The sequence below is a fragment of the Streptomyces sp. NPDC001920 genome (assembly GCF_053594495.1).
This window is the reverse complement of sequence record NZ_JBSFEP010000014.1, coordinates 1-16745: the sequence shown is the minus strand read 5'-3', so window position 1 is coordinate 16745 and position 16745 is coordinate 1. Positions and strand designations below refer to the sequence as shown.

Annotated in this window: 15 protein-coding genes and 2 pseudogenes; 10 read left to right on the top strand and 7 right to left on the bottom strand. The window is 70.4% G+C overall.

From position 1 onward, the window contains the following. The first annotated feature begins 55 nt into the window (after window positions 1–55). The 4 genes from ACWCPI_RS24010 to ACWCPI_RS23995 all read left to right on the top strand — a co-directional run bounded on the left by ACWCPI_RS24010 (window position 56) and on the right by ACWCPI_RS23995 (window position 2383). Complete coding sequence (locus ACWCPI_RS24010) at window positions 56–262, top strand: hypothetical protein (protein WP_326755621.1); 207 nt, start codon at window positions 56–58, stop codon at window positions 260–262. Continuing rightward, on the top strand, window positions 246–761 hold the full coding sequence (locus ACWCPI_RS24005) for a DUF6879 family protein (protein ID WP_451040037.1): 516 nt from the start codon (window positions 246–248) through the stop codon (window positions 759–761). The genes ACWCPI_RS24010 and ACWCPI_RS24005 overlap by 17 nt, the downstream gene beginning before the upstream one ends. Then, a complete protein-coding gene (locus ACWCPI_RS24000) occupies window positions 758–1591 on the top strand; it encodes a helix-turn-helix domain-containing protein (RefSeq protein ID WP_451040036.1) in 834 nt (277 codons plus the stop codon). Before ACWCPI_RS24005 ends, ACWCPI_RS24000 begins: the two co-directional genes overlap by 4 nt. A 645-nt stretch (window positions 1592–2236) precedes the next feature. Beyond that, the gene (locus ACWCPI_RS23995) at window positions 2237–2383 is read left to right on the top strand and encodes a hypothetical protein (protein WP_451040035.1); all 147 of its coding nucleotides are present in this window, start codon (window positions 2237–2239) and stop codon (window positions 2381–2383) included. 1 nt (window position 2384) lies between these two features. On the opposite strand, the gene ACWCPI_RS23990 is transcribed toward ACWCPI_RS23995, so the two are convergent. The 4 genes and pseudogenes from ACWCPI_RS23990 to ACWCPI_RS23975 all read right to left on the bottom strand — a co-directional run bounded on the left by ACWCPI_RS23990 (window position 2385) and on the right by ACWCPI_RS23975 (window position 5922). Next, window positions 2385–2654: a hypothetical protein gene (locus ACWCPI_RS23990; RefSeq protein ID WP_451040034.1), complete on the bottom strand. Its 270-nt coding sequence runs from the start codon at window positions 2652–2654 to the stop codon at window positions 2385–2387. A 367-nt stretch (window positions 2655–3021) separates the two neighbouring features. Then, window positions 3022–3440: pseudogene (locus ACWCPI_RS23985) on the bottom strand (protein kinase); the annotation flags it as partial. Between the two features lie 125 nt (window positions 3441–3565). Continuing rightward, a pseudogene (locus ACWCPI_RS23980) lies at window positions 3566–4255 on the bottom strand (AMP-binding protein); the annotation flags it as partial. Next, complete coding sequence (locus ACWCPI_RS23975; RefSeq protein ID WP_451040033.1) at window positions 4252–5922, bottom strand: AMP-binding protein; 1671 nt, start codon at window positions 5920–5922, stop codon at window positions 4252–4254. The gene ACWCPI_RS23975 and the pseudogene ACWCPI_RS23980, both read right to left, overlap by 4 nt. Window positions 5923–6046: 124 nt before the next feature. Between ACWCPI_RS23975 and ACWCPI_RS23970 the strand changes: the two genes are divergently transcribed. The 4 genes from ACWCPI_RS23970 (at window position 6047) to ACWCPI_RS23955 (ending at window position 11866) form a co-directional block, all read left to right on the top strand. After that, complete coding sequence (locus tag ACWCPI_RS23970) at window positions 6047–6877, top strand: response regulator transcription factor (RefSeq protein WP_451040032.1); 831 nt, start codon at window positions 6047–6049, stop codon at window positions 6875–6877. Window positions 6878–7180: 303 nt separating this feature from the next. Then, window positions 7181–10009 carry a helix-turn-helix transcriptional regulator gene (locus ACWCPI_RS23965; protein WP_451040031.1) on the top strand — a complete coding sequence of 943 codons (2829 nt, stop codon included), beginning with the start codon at window positions 7181–7183 and terminating at the stop codon, window positions 10007–10009. Window positions 10010–10249: 240 nt separating this feature from the next. Then, on the top strand, window positions 10250–11038 hold the full coding sequence (locus ACWCPI_RS23960; RefSeq protein WP_451040030.1) for a S1 family peptidase: 789 nt from the start codon (window positions 10250–10252) through the stop codon (window positions 11036–11038). A 180-nt stretch (window positions 11039–11218) separates the two neighbouring features. Beyond that, a complete protein-coding gene (locus tag ACWCPI_RS23955; RefSeq protein ID WP_451040029.1) occupies window positions 11219–11866 on the top strand; it encodes a LysE family translocator in 648 nt (215 codons plus the stop codon). A 64-nt stretch (window positions 11867–11930) separates the two neighbouring features. Here ACWCPI_RS23955 and ACWCPI_RS23950 read toward each other — a convergent pair whose 3' ends face one another. Next, window positions 11931–13082, bottom strand: coding sequence for a winged helix DNA-binding domain-containing protein (locus tag ACWCPI_RS23950; RefSeq protein WP_451040028.1), 1152 nt, complete (start codon window positions 13080–13082; stop codon window positions 11931–11933). A gap of 151 nt (window positions 13083–13233) precedes the next feature. Here ACWCPI_RS23950 and ACWCPI_RS23945 point away from each other — a divergent pair, with 151 nt between their 5' ends. Then, the gene (locus tag ACWCPI_RS23945; RefSeq protein WP_451040027.1) at window positions 13234–14397 is read left to right on the top strand and encodes a magnesium and cobalt transport protein CorA; all 1164 of its coding nucleotides are present in this window, start codon (window positions 13234–13236) and stop codon (window positions 14395–14397) included. 232 nt (window positions 14398–14629) lie between these two features. On the opposite strand, the gene ACWCPI_RS23940 is transcribed toward ACWCPI_RS23945, so the two are convergent. Continuing rightward, the gene (locus ACWCPI_RS23940; RefSeq protein WP_451040026.1) at window positions 14630–15319 is read right to left on the bottom strand and encodes an HAD family hydrolase; all 690 of its coding nucleotides are present in this window, start codon (window positions 15317–15319) and stop codon (window positions 14630–14632) included. 158 nt (window positions 15320–15477) lie between these two features. On the opposite strand from ACWCPI_RS23940, the gene ACWCPI_RS23935 reads away from it, so the two are divergent. Next, entirely contained in the window at window positions 15478–15723 is a 246-nt protein-coding gene (locus ACWCPI_RS23935; RefSeq protein WP_451040025.1) for a hypothetical protein, read from the top strand. Window positions 15724–15924: 201 nt separating this feature from the next. Here the strand turns inward: ACWCPI_RS23935 and ACWCPI_RS23930 are convergent, their stop codons facing one another. Next, window positions 15925–16566 (bottom strand): superoxide dismutase, encoded by a 642-nt coding sequence (locus tag ACWCPI_RS23930; protein WP_451040024.1) that lies wholly within the window; start codon window positions 16564–16566, stop codon window positions 15925–15927. Window positions 16567–16745 lie beyond the last annotated feature (179 nt).

Genomic DNA, 16745 nt, shown 5'->3' with positions numbered 1-16745 from the left:
ACTCGTACGGTCGGGTCCAACGGCCGAACAGGGCCGACAGACAAGGGGGTTTCGCATGGCACGCGAAGAACTGACTCGGCTTACCGGCAACGGAAACGGAGAGTGCGGCGAAGACGACTGCCCGAATGTCTACCGGACCGAGCGGGGGACGTTCGTCGTGCAGGGTGACGTTTCCAATGCCTTCGCTCCGCCGCAAGGGGAAGGGCTTGTGGAGATTCCCGAGAGCGTTCTTCGGGAGGCTGTTCGTGCTCTTGGATGGTGACGACTGGAAGGCGACTCTTCGGGGGTTCCAGTCCGAGGCGTGGCGACTGGAAACCTTGCCGCAGTACCTCGTACCGCAGGAAGCCGGAGAGCTCGAAGACTTCCGAGCAGGTAAGCGAGTGGACCCAGACACCTACTCGTCGCCGTACACGGAAGACCTGAAGAGGCTTCGCGGTGAGGGGAGGCGTAAGGGGCGAGTGCACATCGTGACTCGGCCGCTCTCCGAGTATCTGCAATTCGAGTTCTCCAGGTACTACGCCCCGCATGTACTCGCCGGGGAAGACATCCGAATTCTCGACGTGACCGAGCGAGAGAATCCCTTGCCGGGAGTCCAAGACTTCTGGATGTTCGATCGATCGACGGTCGTTCTCATGCATTACGAGAGCGACGGCGCCCAGGTGAGTCGAGAGCTGTTCGAGGGCGAGCCGGCCGACTTCATCGAATACCAGCGCATCGCCGTTGCCGAGTCGGTCCCGTTCCTGGAGTACGTGAAGGGATGACGTTCGAAGCTGAGCAGCTCGGGGAGTTCGGCCCGGAACTTGCCTCACTGCTCCGAAAGCTACGCAAGCGAGCCGGTCTCTCAGGGGATCGGCTCGCCGCGCGCTGCAACATGTCTCAGTCCAAGGTGAGCCGGATCGAGAACGGCCGGACACGGCCGTCCCTGGTCGACGTGGAGGCGATCCTCAGGGCCTTGGACGCTCCGCCCGAACTGGTCGCCGAAGCGTCCGCACTCGCCAGGATGGCAAACACGGAATGGCGGAACCTGCGGGAGCTTCGCCGGAAGGGGCTCGGAACACGACAGGCAGAGCTGAAAGGGCTTGAAGCGTCCTCGACGCGCATGCGCTACTTCCTACTCTCGATGATTACCGGTCTCCTCGCCACGCCGGAATACGTGAGGGCGAGCCTCGCGCACTCCCCGGCAGATACGAGTAAGGCAGTCGCGGGAAAGTTGGAGCGGCAAGCCGTTCTCTACGACGCGTCGAAACAGTTCACGTTCCTACTGACCGAGCAAGCAGTTCGCTGGCCGGTCGTTTCGCCCCTGGCGTTGGCCGAACAGATGGACCGCTTGTCTTCCCTGTCCTACCTTCCGAATGTGCGCATCGGTGTGATTCCCGTGGGGACGGTAACTCCTCGGGCGCCACTGAACACCTTCACGATTTACGATGCATCGTTGCTCACCATCGAAACTTCGGCGGGCAGTCTCGTACTGCGTGACGGCCGGGACGTGCAGACCTACTTGAAGGAATTCGCGGGGTACGAGGAATGCGCGCTGTTCGGTGAGGAGCTTCGAGCGACGCTCGCCGAGTGGTCGGCGGCTTGCCGTGCATGACTTCAGTCGACAACGCGCATGAACCGAGGACCGGTGCGCATTCCGCGGGATCATGCTTCGGCAGATACGAAGTCCGGGAGGCCGCACGGAATGAGTACGCCGAAGACGACGATCACGGGGCCGGTGCACCTGATGGCCCCGGACCGGGAGCCGGAACCCGTAGCAAGCTGTCGGGAATGCCTCGGCCACGCCGTTACACGAACCAACGCCCGATCGGTCGGGGACTACTCGAAGGTGTCGGACGCGAACGTCGTGCTCCGTACGCACCTGCGGGAAGACCACGGGGCCGAGTGATGGACATGCAGACGTGGCGAGACGGCCGAGCTGCGGCCATTGCAGCGACCGAGGCCTACGGGCGGCCCTCGCCTCCCTCGGCGTTCCAGAGAGCGTCTGGGGGACCGTGCGCCCTGTCGTCACCCACAAGGGCACGGCGTACGTACACGTAGGCATGGTGCGTGCGGATGTGGCCGAGCGGATGGCCGAGGCGATGAGAGCCCGAGAGGGTGCGCAGTGACCCGCTCCGTCCTGCGGTACGTGAAGCACCGGATCACCCAGCAGCCGGACATCTGCATGACGTTCGAGGCGGAGTGCATGACGTGCGACTGTAAGGCGGAGCCGTTGACAGCCGGCGCAGGGGGGCGTCGAGTGCATGAGCCGTACCGGCCGGACGGGACGCGCGAGCAGGCCCCGTACGAGCGGCTGACCGCCGAGCAGTTCGCCGAGTACGAGGTGACCTCGGTCGAGGACTCGACGGACGAGGAGTGCAGCACGGGAGCCTGCCCAGTGCGGTAGCTCACGGGACAGGCGTCCCCGACGAACTGTTCGAGGGCGCCTGTCCGAGTGCCGGCGACTGAGGGCGACTGTCGGAGAAGTCGAAGAGTGCGACCCATGCGGCGGAGCCGATGAAGAACGTACCAGTCACGAGCCAAAAAACCGCCAGGACAGCCCAGTCGTCATGATCTTCGTCGATGAGTGCGAACGCCAGTGCGCTCAGTGCGCCGAGCGCGACGGAGACGATGAGCGCCACCCCAGCGGCGCACAGCTTCTTGTGGTTGGGACTCATGCCCGGTGTTCCCCTTCTCAGTAGGGGCGACCGGGCGACTCTCGGCAAGACTCGACCGGTCACCCTGGTATGGGCGACTCAAGAGAGCCCTTCCGACTGGCGGCACCGGACGACCCTCTGAGCAGTCGCTTGGCGGGGCGACTGCCCGGTCGAGTCTTGTCGCGCAACCTTCGACAAAACTCGGTAGTGCTGGGTTGGCCAATGGCCACCTTCAACTGTCACGGCAGCGCCTTGGTTGCTGGGGGCGTGCCGTTTTCTTTCCGGCGACCAACGATACACGATGTGACTGTCCAACTACGCCTGGACGTACGGCATACGAAGCCCCCCGACCGCGCGGCCGGGGGGTCTTTCGTCGTTCCAGCTCAGCTCAGCGCGGCCACGACTTCGTCGGCCGGTCGGCAGGGTTGTAGCTCAGCATGTCGTCGACCAGGGAGCCGAGCTTGCCCGGCACGGTCACCTGGCGGCGCTTCCCGTCCACAACGGCCTGACGCTGCACGGCGCGCGAGCATCGTCGGGGTACTCGACGGCCCGCCACCCGGTCTTCGACATCAGGAAAGTGGCGCCGAGGCCGTAGATGTCGGACTCCGGGGACGACTCGGCCTCCCCGGCCGCCAGCACGGAGGCGGAGATCTTGGGCACCTCGTAGTGGACCAGGCAGCCGCGGTACGGGAAGTCCCGCCCTTCCGGCACCCAGCCCCCGTGGGCCAGTGAGAGGTCGATCAGGTGCGTCTCATCCCGCCCGACGATGAAGTGTGCCGGCTGTACGTCGCCGTGCGTCCATCCCTCGCGGCGCCGATGGTTGCGGACGTTCTCCTGGAGCGACATGGAATCACCTCCCAACCAGCGTACGGTGAAGGCGGGTTCCCGTGCGGGGCTTGGCCTGTAGCGTGTACCTTGAAGCTGTATCAGTCGAAGCAGTGGTAGAAGGGCACGGGGATGCACACCCGGTCCTGCTCGCTGTAGGCGATCATCTCGCCCACGAAGTAGCCGTTGTTCAGGATGTTGTGGTGGGAGAGGGTGGCCCCCTTGGGGAAGCCCGTCGTCCCCGACGTGTACTGGATGTTGATCGGGTCGTCGCAGGACAGGTCCTCGAAGGGCACCGGCGTTCCGCGCGCGACCAGCGCCTCCCAGCTCGGGTCACCGATGAACACGGTCTCCCGCAACCGCGGGCAGCGGCCCCGCACCTGTTCGACCATCGCCCGGTAGTCGCTGCTCTTGTGGCTGAGGGAGGCGAACAGCAGCGCGACACCGGCCTGGTCGAGGACGTACTCGACCTCGTGGGTGCGGTAGGCCGGGTTGATGTTCACCATGATCGCGCCGATCCGCGCGGTGGCGTACTGGACCAGGACCCACTCGGGACAGTTGACCGCCCAGATGCCCACCCGGTCGCCCTTGCCGACCCCGCTCGCGAGCAGCGCGTACGCCAGCTGGTCGACGTCGGCCGCGAACCCGGCGTACGTCCAGCGCCGCCCGGACGGCACGTCGACCAGTGCCTCCCGGTCCGGCCAGGCCGCCACGGCCCGGTCAAGGTTGGCGCCGATCGTGTCCCCCAGCAGGGCCGTCCCGCTCGTGCCGTGCGTGTACGACAGCGAAGAGGTCACCGGAAGTCCTCCTCGCGGTACTCGGCGTCCGACCCGGCCGCCGTGGCCTCGCGCAGCTCGATGCGCCGGATCTTGCCGGAGACGGTCTTGGGCAGCGGCGCGAACTCCAGGCGGCGCACGCGCTTGTACGGAGCCAGGACGTCCCGTGAGTGCTCGAAGAGCACCTTCGCCGTGTCGGGGCCCGGCTCCCAGCCCTCCGCGAGCACGACGTACGCCTTCGGCACCGCGAGCCGCAGTTCGTCCGGCGCCGGCACCACGGCCGCCTCGGCCACCGCCTCGTGCTCCAGAAGGGCGCTTTCCAGCTCGAAGGGGGAGATCTTGTAGTCGCTCGCCTTGAAGACGTCATCCGCCCGGCCCACGTAGGTGATGTAGCCGTCGGCGTCGCGGGAGCCGATGTCACCGGTGCGGTAGTAGCCGCCCGCCATCGCCTCCGCCGTACGGTCCGCGTCGCCGTGGTAGCCGGTCATCACACCGACCGGCCGCGACGAGAGGTCGAGCGCGATCTCGCCCTCCTCGGCGCCGGGCGCGCCGGTCACCGGGTCGAGGAGCTCGACACGGAAGCCGGGGCTGGGGCGGCCCATGGAGCCTGTCTTCAGGGGCTGGCCGGGGCTGTTGGAGACCTGGACTGCTGTCTCGGTCTGCCCGAAGCCGTCCCGGATCGTCACGCCCCAGGCCTCGCGGACCCGCTCGATGACCTCGGGGTTGAGCGGCTCACCGGCGGCGACGGCCTCACGGGGCCGGCTGCGCAGGGCACTCAGGTCGGCCTGGATGAGCATGCGCCAGACCGTCGGCGGGGCGCAGAAGGTGGTGACACCCGCGCGGTCCATCTCGGCCATCAGCCGGGCCGCGTCGAAGCGGGTGTAGTTGTGGATGAAGACGGTCGCCTCCGCGTTCCAGGGCGCGAACAGGTTGGACCAGGCGTGCTTGGCCCAGCCGGGCGAGGAGATGTTCAGGTGCACGTCGCCGGGCCTGAGGCCGATCCAGTACATGGTGGCCAGGTGCCCGATCGGGTACGAGGTGTGGGTGTGCTCGACCAGCTTGGGGCGGGCCGTGGTGCCGGAGGTGAAGTAGAGCATCAGCGGGTCGTCGGCCGCGGTCGGCCCGTCGGGCGTGAACGCGGCGGAGGCGTCGTACGCGTTCTCGTACGTCTGCCACCCCTCGCGCGCCCCGCCGACGGTGACGCGTGTGTAGCTCCCGGGCACCGCGTCGAACTTGCCGGTGTCCTCGGCGCGCACCAGCACATGGCGGACCCGGCCCCGCTCGACCCGGTCGCGCAGATCGGCGGGGCCGAGCAGCGGGGTGGCCGGGATGACGACGGCGCGCAGTTTCATCGCGGCGAGCGCCGTCTCCCACAGCTCGACCTGGTTGCCGAGCATCACCAGGACGCGGTCCTCGGCCCGCACCCCGCGCTCGCGCAGCCAGCCCGCGACGCGCGCGGAGCGCTCGGCCATCTCGGCGAAGGACACCCGGACCTCGGTGCCGTCCTCCTCGACGATGTGCAGCGCGGTGCGGTCGTTCCCGTCCGCGATGACGTCGAACCAGTCGAGCGCCCAGTTGAACCGCTCGGGCCGGGGCCAGGCGAAGCCCTCGTAGGCCGCGGCGTAGTCCTCGCGGTGTTCGAGCAGGAAGTCCCGCGCGCTGCGGAACAGTTCCGTCCCCGTCTTCATCTGTCCTCCTGGTTACCGGACCTTGCCGGGCGGCTCTCTGTCATCGTCTAATCCGTGACGTGGGTCTCACTACCCCCGAACGGGGGTGTGCGCTCCGGGGAAGCCGCAGCGAAAGGGCGAGTACGTGGCAGTGGACGCGGCCGCAACGGTGGAGATAAGGGGCGCTTTGGCGCGCCTGCGCCGCACCACGGGCCTCCCGGTCGCCTTCGGCGGCCTGATGGAGTCCGGGTGCCGCCGGATGCGCATCAGCGAACTGAACGGCACGGCGACCGAGTCCCTGAGCGGACTCGCCGTGACCGCCGGCCACGGGCTGGGCGGCAAGGCGGTGGCGCTCGCCCGCCCCTGCGCGGTCACGGACTACTCCCGCTCACGGCAGATCAGCCACGAGTACGACGCCGCCGTCGCCCGCGAGGGCCTGTGCTCGGTGGTGGCGGTCCCGGTCGTGGTACGACGCCGGGTGCGCGGTGTCCTGTACGGCGCCCTGCGCACGGCCCAGCCGCTCGGTGAGCGCACGCTGGCGGCGGCCGTCGCGGCGGCACGGGACGTGGAGCAGGCGCTGGTGGTGCGGGACGAGGTGCGGGGGCTGCTGGACGCGGCACGGCCGCGGCAGGCGCCGGTCGAGGAGGGGGCCGCCCGGGAGCAGGTCCGCGAGGCCCACGCGGCTCTGCGGGCCCTGGCACCGCGCATCACCGACCCCGCGCTGCGCTCGGAGCTCCTCGCGGCCTGCGCCCTGCTGACGGCGGAGCAGCCCGCGAGCGCGGTGACGCTGGCCCCGCGTGAGCTGGACGTGCTCGCCTGTGTCGCCGCCGGCGCCACGAACGCGGTGGCCGCCGAGCGGCTCGGGCTGCGGGCCGAGACGGTCAAGGGCTACCTGCGCTCGGCCATGCGCAAACTGGGCACGCGCACCCGGGGAGAGGCGGTGGTGGCGGCACGCCGGGCCGGGTTGCTGCCGTAGACGCCGGGGTGGTGCGTCCGTGGGGGGGGGTGGGGCGGTGCGTGGGTGGTGCGTCGGTGGTGGGGCCGCGATGGTGCCGTGCTGTGTGGCGGGGGTCCGGCGGAGGACCGGCACCCGGACCGCAGTGGGCCTGCAGCGGGTCGTCAGGGTGGTCCAGCCCATCTCGACGACCCTCCATTCATTCGGCGGGCCTTTGAATTTGCCCATGCCTCGCCGCTGTTATTTGCCTCACCACGTCGCCGGTCCGAATTTCAAAGATCTGTTGCCTAATATTGGCCCGAACACGACACACGGAGGGGAGCGGTGACCGTGCGACGGGACTTCAAGGAGCCTGCGAGATGCCGCCCCGACCAGGTCATCGGCAGGGAGGAGCTGTTCGGCGCGGCGCGTGAGCAGCTGGCGCGGGGCGGCAGCGTGCTGCTTCACGGGCCTGCCGGAATTGGGAAGTCCACGGTCCTGCGGGCATTGGCCGCGGAATACGGCCACGAGGCCCGCACCGTGTTGCGCTGCTCACCGACGGAGACCGAATCCCATCTCCCCTTCCTCGCCCTGGCCGACCTCCTCGGCCTGGTCCTGGACGAGGTGTCCGACCGGCTCCCCGCCGCCCAGCGCACCGCCCTGGAGGCGGCGCTCACCGGCCGCGGCGAGTCCACCCTGCAACGCGACGGCCTGGCGCTGCGTCTGGCCGTGCTGTCGGCCCTGCGCGTCCTCGCCGAGGCCGGGCCCGTCCTCGTCGTCGCCGACGACCTGCAGTGGCTCGACCCCGCCAGTGCCGAACTCCTGGGCTTCGCCGCCCGCCGCCTGGGCGACACGCCCGTGCGGATGCTGTGCGCGGTGCGTACCGAGGACCAGGAGTACGACCGTCATCTGCGGGCGGCACCGCCGGACACCCTCGCCGTACGGCTGGGTCCGCTGACGCGCGCCCAGATGTCCGCCCTTCTCGACCACCGCGGCTTCACGGGCCTGCCCCGCTCCACGGTCCGGGACATCCACCGCACCAGCGGGGGCAACGCCCTGTTCGCCCTCGAACTGGGCCGCGCCCTCGCCGAGAACCCCACCCCGCCCCGGGCCGGCGAGCCCCTGCCGGTGCCCACCTCGCTGCGCGCCCTGGTGCTCAACCGCCTGGAGATGCTGTCGGAGGAGGCCCGCCGCACCCTGCTGGTCGCGAGTGCCGGAGCCCGCCCCACGCTGGCCCTGCTGCACGCGGCCGGCCGGCACAACGCCGAGGCCGAGACCGCGCAGGCCGCCGAGCTCGGGCTGCTGGCGACCGAACCCGAGGGCCCCGCCCTGCGGTTCGCGCACCCGATGATCTCCGCCGCGCTGTATGCGGAGGCACCCGCGCAGGAACGTCGCGCCGCGCACACCGCGCTGTCCACCGCGGCGTCCGACCCCATCGAGCGCGCCCGGCACCTGGCCCTGGCGACCTCCGGCACGGACCCCGAGGTCGCGGCCCGGCTGGCCGAGGCCGCCGCCCTGGCACGCGACCGCGGAGCGCCCTCGGTGGCCGCGCAGCTCTCCCTGCTGGCCGCCCGGCACACCCCCGCGGACGGTCCGCCGCGCCCCGAGGTGCTGCGGCTGGACGCCGCCGAGGACGCGGTCACGGCCGGGGAACTGGACCTCGCGCGGGACATCGCCCGCGAGGTGCTCACCCGGGCGACGGTTCCCGCGGACCGGGTGCGGGCCTGGATCATCGTGATCGACACGGCGGGTCACGCGATGACCGAGGTCGACGCGGTCTTCCCGCAGGCCCTTGCCGATGCGGGCGAGGACCCGAGGCTGCTCGCGCTCGTCCACTACCAGCTGACCTGGCGCGCGGTACTCGTGAAGGGCGACTTCGACGAGGCCCGGGAGGAGGCGGCGTACGCCGCGGCGCTGGCCGCACGGGCGGACGACCGGTACACCGAGCTGATGGCGCTCGCCTTCCAGGCCCAGATCGAGACCCTGATGGGACACCCGGACGCCCCGGCGACCATCCGGCGGGCGCTGCAGGAGCCTCAGGACCCGAGGGTGGCCTGCCATCACAACGGGGCCGGCTACTCCCGTTTCCGCTGGCTGATCATGAGCGACCAGCTGCCCGAGGCCCGTGCCGCGGTCACCACCCTGCTGCGCGAGGTGCGCAGGCACGGGTGGGTGGAGAGCGAGGTGCACTTCCTGCGCGGAGTCGCCGAGACCGAGCTGCACTCGGGCCACTGCGGGCACGCCCTCGACCTCGCCCGCGAAAGCCTGCGGCTGGCCCGCGACACCGGGATCGGCGAGGTGGCCTCCGCCGTGCTCACCTCGCTCGCGGAGGCGGCGGGCGGCGAGGTGGACCGGGCGCTGGCGCTGGCCCGTGAGGCCCTGGAGCACGCCGAGCGGGACGGCGACCAGATGTACTGCTCGCGCGCCCTGGCCGCTCTCGGCCACGCCCAGCTGGTGGCCGGGGACACCTCCGCCGCCGTCGGCTCACTGCGCCGGGTGCGGGAGGTGGAGCAGAGCCTCGGCATCACCGACCCCGCCCGCGGCCGCTGGCACGGCGACCTCGCCGAGGCCCTGGTACGGAGCGGGGAGCTCGCGGAGGCACAGGACGTCATCGACGTCACGCGCGAGCAGGCGCTGCGGCTGAACCGCGGGAGCGTTCTGGCCGTCCTCGACCGGGCCGAGGCACTGGTCCGAGCGGCACGCGGCGAGCAGGAGGCCGCCGTGGCCCAGGCGACGTCGGCGCGGGACCGGCTCGGCAGACTGGGCTACGGCCTGGAGGAGGCCCGGGCCGCCTTCGCCCTGGCCCAGCTGCGTACGGGCGCTCCGGGTCCGGCGTCGTACGACGAGGCGGCCCGGCTGTTCCGCCGTTGCCGGGCGCTGCCCTGGCTGCGGCAGGTGGAGGCGGCCACCGAGGCGCGCCGCGCGCAGGCGGTTCCCACCCCCGCCTCCGCGCCGAACGGCCGGGACGGCGTGGACGGGCTGGACGGGCTCGCCTCGATGGAGCGTCAGGTCGCCGCCCTCGTGATGGAGGGCGCGACCAATCGGGAAATCGCCACGCGACTGTTCATCAGCGTCAAAACGGTCGAAGCGACCCTTACTCGCGTCTACCGCAAACTCGGTATCCGATCGCGGGTCGACATCGTGAGGCTGGCGGCGGGCCGCCGCACGACGTGAGTCGGAGCCGATCGCCGCGAATTCACCCGTCCTGGTCGGTCGGTCGAGGTTTGGCCTGACACGACCGAGGGTTTTCCCTGCCCAACTCCCCTAGGGGGTTCCCTCATTGGGAAGGGATGTCGCGCGACCTAATTTGGGGGGCGTGCCGCTCGCCGGGCACACGGGGGCCGGTCCCGCGGCCCCCGTGCACACCCCCCACACCCGCGCTCCCCCCACCGGCGATCCCCAAAGAGGAGTCTCATGTTCGGGCTCACCCGTGCCAGAACGACCGCCGCCGTCACGGCGACCGCTGCCGCCGCCGCGGCGGCGTTGCTCAGCGCCCCCACCGCTGAGGCCGCCTCCACGCGCATCGTGGGTGGCACGACGACCACGACGACCGCGTACCCGTTCATGATGCAGATCACGGACGCCTCGCAGAGCCAGTTCTGCGGCGGCACGCTCGTCTCCGCCACCAAGGTCGTCACCGCGGCGCACTGCCTGGCCGGCGAGACCACCAGCAGCCTCCGTGTCGTCGGCGGCCGCACCCATCGCAACGGGACGAACGGCACCGTCAGCCGGGTCAGCAAGATCTGGGTCCACCCGGACTACACGACCGCCACCGAGGGCAACGACGTGGCCGTGCTGACCCTTTCGACCTCGATGCCGTACACGGCGGCCAAGTACGTCGGCGCCGCGGACACCGGCGTGTACGCCGCCGGCACCACGGCCCGCATCATCGGCTGGGGCACCACCTCCTCGGGTGGCGGTTCCTCCAACCAGCTGCGGACGGCGACCGTGCCGGTCGTCGCCGACTCCAGCTGTGCGACTTCCTACGGCTCGGACTTCGTCCGGTCCGACATGGTCTGCGCCGGACCCACCTCCGGCGGCGTCGACACCTGCCAGGGCGACAGCGGCGGTCCCCTGCTCATCGGGGGCGTCCTGGCAGGGATAACTTCCTGGGGCGAGGGCTGCGCCCAGGCCGGTTTCCCGGGTGTCTACACCCGGCTGACCACCTTCTCGGCGGAGGTGACCGCACAGGTGCGGTCGTAGCCGGGAACGGCGCCCGGAAGGCTTCCCGAGCACCGCTCGGGTGACAGACCAGGGGGCGTTGCGGGCCTCCACGAGCGGCCCGCAACGCCCCCTGTCCATGTCCCGTCGGGATCGTTGTCCGCGTCCAGGTCCGTTGTCGGTGCTCCCTGTTTCAATGGGTTGCGGATGGGGGTGATGGGCATGGTGTCCGCAGACCGGTTCCTGGCCTTCGCGGCGATGTCGGTCCTGGTGATCGTGATCCCGGGACCGAGCGTGCTGTTCGTCATCGGCCGTGCCCTGGCCCACGGCCGCCGCACCGCCGTGGCGACCGTGCTCGGCAATGTCATCGGCTCGTACCTGCTGGTGGTCGCCGTCGCGGTGGGAATCGGCTCACTGGTGGAGCGGTCCGCGACCGTCTACCTGACGGTGAAGCTGGCCGGCGCCGCGTATCTCGTTCATTTGGGCGTGCAGGCGTTCCGGCACCGCAAGGAGCTGAAGGCGTCGGCGATACGCACGCAGTCCGCTGGACCGCCGCGCGGTGATCTGCGCACGGTCCTCGACGGCGCCCTCGTCGGCGTCACCAACCCCAAGGGTGTCGTGTTCTTCGCCGCCGTCCTTCCCCAGTTCGTGGACCACTCGGCCGGCGGTGTGCCGCTGCAGATGCTGCTGCTGGGACTGATCCCGATCACCATCGGCCTGGTCACGGACACGTTGTGGGGCCTGACCGCGTCGGCGGCCCGCGCCTGGTTCGCCCGCTCCGACCGCCGGCTGTCGCTGATAGGCGGAGCCGGCGGGTGCACGATGATCGGACTCGGGGTGACGGTCGCGGTGACCGGGCGGGCGGACTGACGAAAGGTGCCGCGGCCCGACGACGGACGCCAGGGCGATGTCGCCGAAGCCCGCGCAGCACCCCCTAGGTGATCACGGTTCCGAAGCGGACGTCGTACGGCGTCCCCGAGTGCACCACTCGCAGCATCCGCTCCGCCTCCTCGCTCACCTCGTCGCGCTGGGCCTTGGTCAGCTCGGTGAACGGCTCGATGACGAGGGCGTCGCCCAGGATCCGCCACACCCCCGCGAGGAAGCCGTCGACGAGGAGCGGGCAGTAGAAGGTGTTGGCCTGCCAGGTGCGGCCACGGTTCGCGGACGGAATCACCCGCGTGCGGTCGGCATGGGAGAGGAGGAGGTTGTCGAACTCGGGCAGGAAGCGGGGCGGAGCCGGGGTGTCCGGATCGGGCCGCGGGGCATCGGGGAGGTCGAAGAGCTCGACGCCGTTCTCGTCCCGGAAGGTGGCCAGCTCGGGGCGGAGCCGTTCGAAGGCGCCGCGCATCCTGGTCAGTCCGGACCAGGTCTGCATGTCCTTCACGGAGGCCGGCCCGAAGGCGGCCAGGTAGCGCAGGACCGCGGCCTCGGCGGAGGCGGCCGGTTCCGCGGGGCGGTCGAGCCAGTGCTCGGCGGTCGTGAGGGTGACCTGGGCGCTGCGGCCCCACATTCCACGCGGGGTCACCTGGACCAGCGGGAGCTTGCAGCGGGCCGCGACGGCCAGCGACTGCGGGTCGGCGTCCGGCCACTCGGCACCCAGGGCCTCGCGCAGCTGCTTCATGGTGCGGGGCTCGGACTCGACGAGTTCACGGGCGAGCACGGCGAGGCGGTCCAGGTCGACGCCGACGAGGCCCTTGCGGAAGTAGTTGATCTCGCGGTCCCGGGCGGGTTGCACCAGCGGACGCAGGGTGAGGCTGTCGTCCGCGGTGTGCATGTGGATCGTCGAGCGCATGGTGACGATGCGTACGACCGCGCGGTCGGCGAGCAGTCCGGAGAGCTCCTCGGTGGTGAAGCCGTCGAGGCGGGCGGCGAGCGCGTGGTACGGCGGCTTGACCTCCTGGGCCTGGAGGCCGACCAGATGCTCCACGGCCGCCAGGGCGGACATCGGCGAACGGCGCAGCAGCAACTGCCGGTCGAGGGTGGCCCGGTTGAGGGCGCGGGCGCCGAGGACGGTGCCGGTCGCCGCCGTCGCCCTGCCGGCGCCGCGGCTCGTCGTGGTGCGCTGGTTCGTGGTCCGCTTCGTCATACCATTCACGCTAGCGAGGCTTGCGGACATCTTCTGTCCTCAATCCCTGTCCGGCCCCGACGCACTCCCCCTCGCGCTCGCGACATTCGCCCCGTATATCCTGCTCCGTGATCACGCACGCACTCGTCGTCCAGACCGGGAGGCAGCCGCGATGTCCGAGCGACGCGCCCGACCCGTCTCCAAGAACCCCATGAAGTCAGTCTGGCGCCGAGCCCTCGCTTCGCCGAGGCCACCGGAGGCACCGACCGCGGCCACCGGCCCGCCGGAGGCCGAGGCCTTTGAGGCCGCCGAGGTGGCGAGCGTCGTGGAGGCGGCGCTGTACCAGGACGGCGTACGCGTCTCCTCCCCCACCGGCCTCGCCGACACCTACCGCGAGCTGCGCGAACAGCCGTCCGGCATGGCCTGGATCGGGCTGGCCCGCCCCACCGAGTCCGAACTGCTCTCGCTCGCCGCCGAGTTCGACCTGCACCCGCTCGCCGTCGAGGACGCGATGGAGGCGCACCAGCGCCCCAAGTTGGAGCGCTACGGCGACACGCTCTTCGTCGTCCTGCGCGCGGCCCGCTACCTGGACGCGCCCGAGGAGGTCGACTTCGGCGAACTCCACGTCTTCGTCGGCCCGGACTTCGTGATCACGGTGCGCCATGGAGCCGCCCCCGATCTGTCAGCGGTTCGGCGGCGCATGGAGGAGTCGCCGGAACTGCTCAAACTCGGCCCGGAGGCGGTCCTCTACGCGATACTCGACGCGGTGGTCGACGACTACGCACCGGTCGTGGCGGGCGTCCAGAACGACATCGACGAGATCGAGACCGAGGTCTTCCGCGGCGACCCGGAGGTCTCCCGCCGCATCTACGAACTCTCCCGCGAGATGGTCGAGTTCCAGCGCGCCACCCGCCCCCTGGTCGGCATGTTGCACGGCCTCATGGCCGGCTTCTCCAAGTACGACACGGACGAGGAACTGCAGCGCTATCTCCGCGACGTCGCCGACCACGTGACGCACACCAGCGAACGCGTCGACGGCTTCCGCCAGGCCCTCACCGAGATCCTCACGGTGAACGCGACGCTGGTGACGCAGCAACAGAACGCGGAGATGCGGGCGTTGGCGGAGGCGGGGTTCGAGCAGAACGAGGAGATCAAGAAGGTCTCGTCGTGGGCGGCGATCCTGTTCGCTCCGACGCTGGTCGGGACGATCTACGGGATGAACTTCACGCACATGCCGGAGTTGCGCTGGGTGCTCGGATACCCCTTCGCCATTGCCCTGATGGGGGTTGTCTGCACCAGTTTGTACCTCATCTTCAAGCGGCGGGACTGGCTCTGAGCAATCACGGCTGAGCCGCTGCTCGGCAGGTCGGAGACCTCCGGTCAGGGGCGCGCCGGACGCCCTTGAGGTGCCGCCCGCCATCCCTTCTCAGGCATGGCGCGGGCTCAAGCACATGCAGGCCGCCCCGTCCCCCATGGTGGCGAGAGGCCGGTCGCGGTGCGGCCCGGGCCGACCGCGTTCACCCTCACACCGGGCCAGGACTCGCTCTTCCGTTCCTCGCGAAGGGCAATCAGCCGGCGCTGGTGGCTCCTGTGGCTCCGGTGACCACCCGCGGCCCGCACACGGAGGCCAGAATGTGCGGGACCGCCTCGCGCAGACTGACGAAGTGGCGGTGCACACCCTCCACGGGGACGGCCGTGTTCACACCCCACACCGTCATCCCGGCCCGCCTCCCGGACCGCACCCCGGACGGGGCGTCCTCGATGACCAGGCAGTCTGCCGGATCGGCTCCCAGGTGCGCGGCGGCCTGGAGGTACGGGACCGGGGACGGCTTGCCCTCCTCGACGGCGGCGGCGTCCACGATCAGCTCCGGGACCGGCAGGCCCGTACGCTCGAACCGGCCGCGTACCCGGTGCTCGTAGTTCGAGGTGACCAGCGCCCAGGACCCCGGCGGCAGGCCGTGCAGCAGCTCCGCGGCGCCGTCGAAGGCCGTATAGCTGCCGGAGCGGACGTCCTCGTCCTCCAACTCGTGCAGCACGGCCAGGCATTCGTCGAGGTCGCGGCCCGCGGCGACCTGCGCGAACGTCTCCATCGGCCGGGTCCGCAGAGCCACCCGGTAGACCTCGTCGGCGTCCAGCCCGTACCGCTCCGCCCAAGTGGCCCAGACCTTGCGCTGGTTGCTCAGCGCGTCGATCAACGTGCCGTCGACATCGAACAGTACGTACCTCATGCGGCTCGGCTGCGCCGTTTCACTGATCACGGAGCGATCATGCCAGGCGACCGCTCGCGACGGCGCACCGGGCGGCCGCCGCATCGCCGCCCGTCCCTACACAGGGGCTCATGGGCCGAGACGGGCCCATACTCCACCAAAGGTGCGGAACAGGACATCCTGGCGGCACAGTCGTCGTTGAGCCAGGCATGAAGAAGACGATCACTTCCCTCACCCTCGCCGGCGCGGCCCTCCTCGCGGCCACAGTGCCCGCCTCGGCGGACGACGGCCCCATCGACTTCGGCATCATCCAGGGCGTCAACGACGCCAAGGGATCGACCTCCACGGACCGCAGCCCGGCCTTGCGGCAGAGCGGCGGCTGGGGGGACGAGGCCGTACCGAAGTCGGCCCTGGTCCACCTGCTGGAGAACCTGACGGCTCCCGGCGGACAGTGAGCGCCATGCGCTCGATGCCGTAGGACCGGCTGCATGGCACCGTCGTCCGCCCGCTGCGCCTGAGCACCGGCAAGGCCGGCGGCCACGTGCCGCCGGCACCCGGCCCCGCCCCCACCACGAGCGGAGACGACGACGGAAGGGCTCTTGGGGGCCCACGCCCTGAAGAGCCCTTCCGTCATGCCCGGCGACGCGGCCGGCCCGTCACGGCGCGAGCAGCAGGCTGTCGCCGCGCTCCTTGGCGGCGGCGTAGCGCCTGGCCACGTCCTGCCAGTTGACGACCTGCCACATGGCCTCGATGAAGTCGACCTTCTGGTTCCTGTACTGCAGGTAGAAGGCGTGCTCCCAGGCGTCGAAGACCAGGATCGGGGTCGAGCCCTGACCGACGTTGCCCTGGTGGTCGTAGACCTGCTCGACGATCAGACGACCGCTCAGCGGCTCATACGCGAGCACGCCCCAGCCCGAACCCTGGGTCGTGGCCGACGCCTTGGACAGCTGGGCCTTGAAGGCCGCGAAGGAGCCGAAGGACTCGGCGATCGCGTCCGCCAGCTCGCCCACGCCGTCCTTCTCCAGCGGCTCGCCGCCGCCGTCGCCGGTCATGTTGTGCCAGTAGATCGAGTGCAGGATGTGGCCGGAGAGGTGGAAGGCCAGGTTCTTCTCCAGGCCGTTGATCGATCCCCACGACTCCTTGTCCCGCGCCTCGGCAAGCTGCTCCAGGGTGTCGTTGGCGCCCTTGACGTACGCGGCATGGTGCTTGTCGTGGTGCAGCTCGATGATCTCGGGGCTGATCACGGGCGCGAGAGCCGAGTAGTCGTACGGAAGCTCCGGGAGCGTGTAAACCGCCATGTCCAACGTCCTCCGACGTTATTGCGAATAGTGTGCAGCTGCACGCTAACAGCAGGAGCGGCTCCTTATCGATCAGGCGTCGGACCTAGGTCGTGTCCGCAAAGTCCCGTCGTCCGCCCGGAGGGCGGGCCCCGCGGCGTATGGTGCGTGCTCTCGGCGTGCCGGGCGGAAGCCCTCGT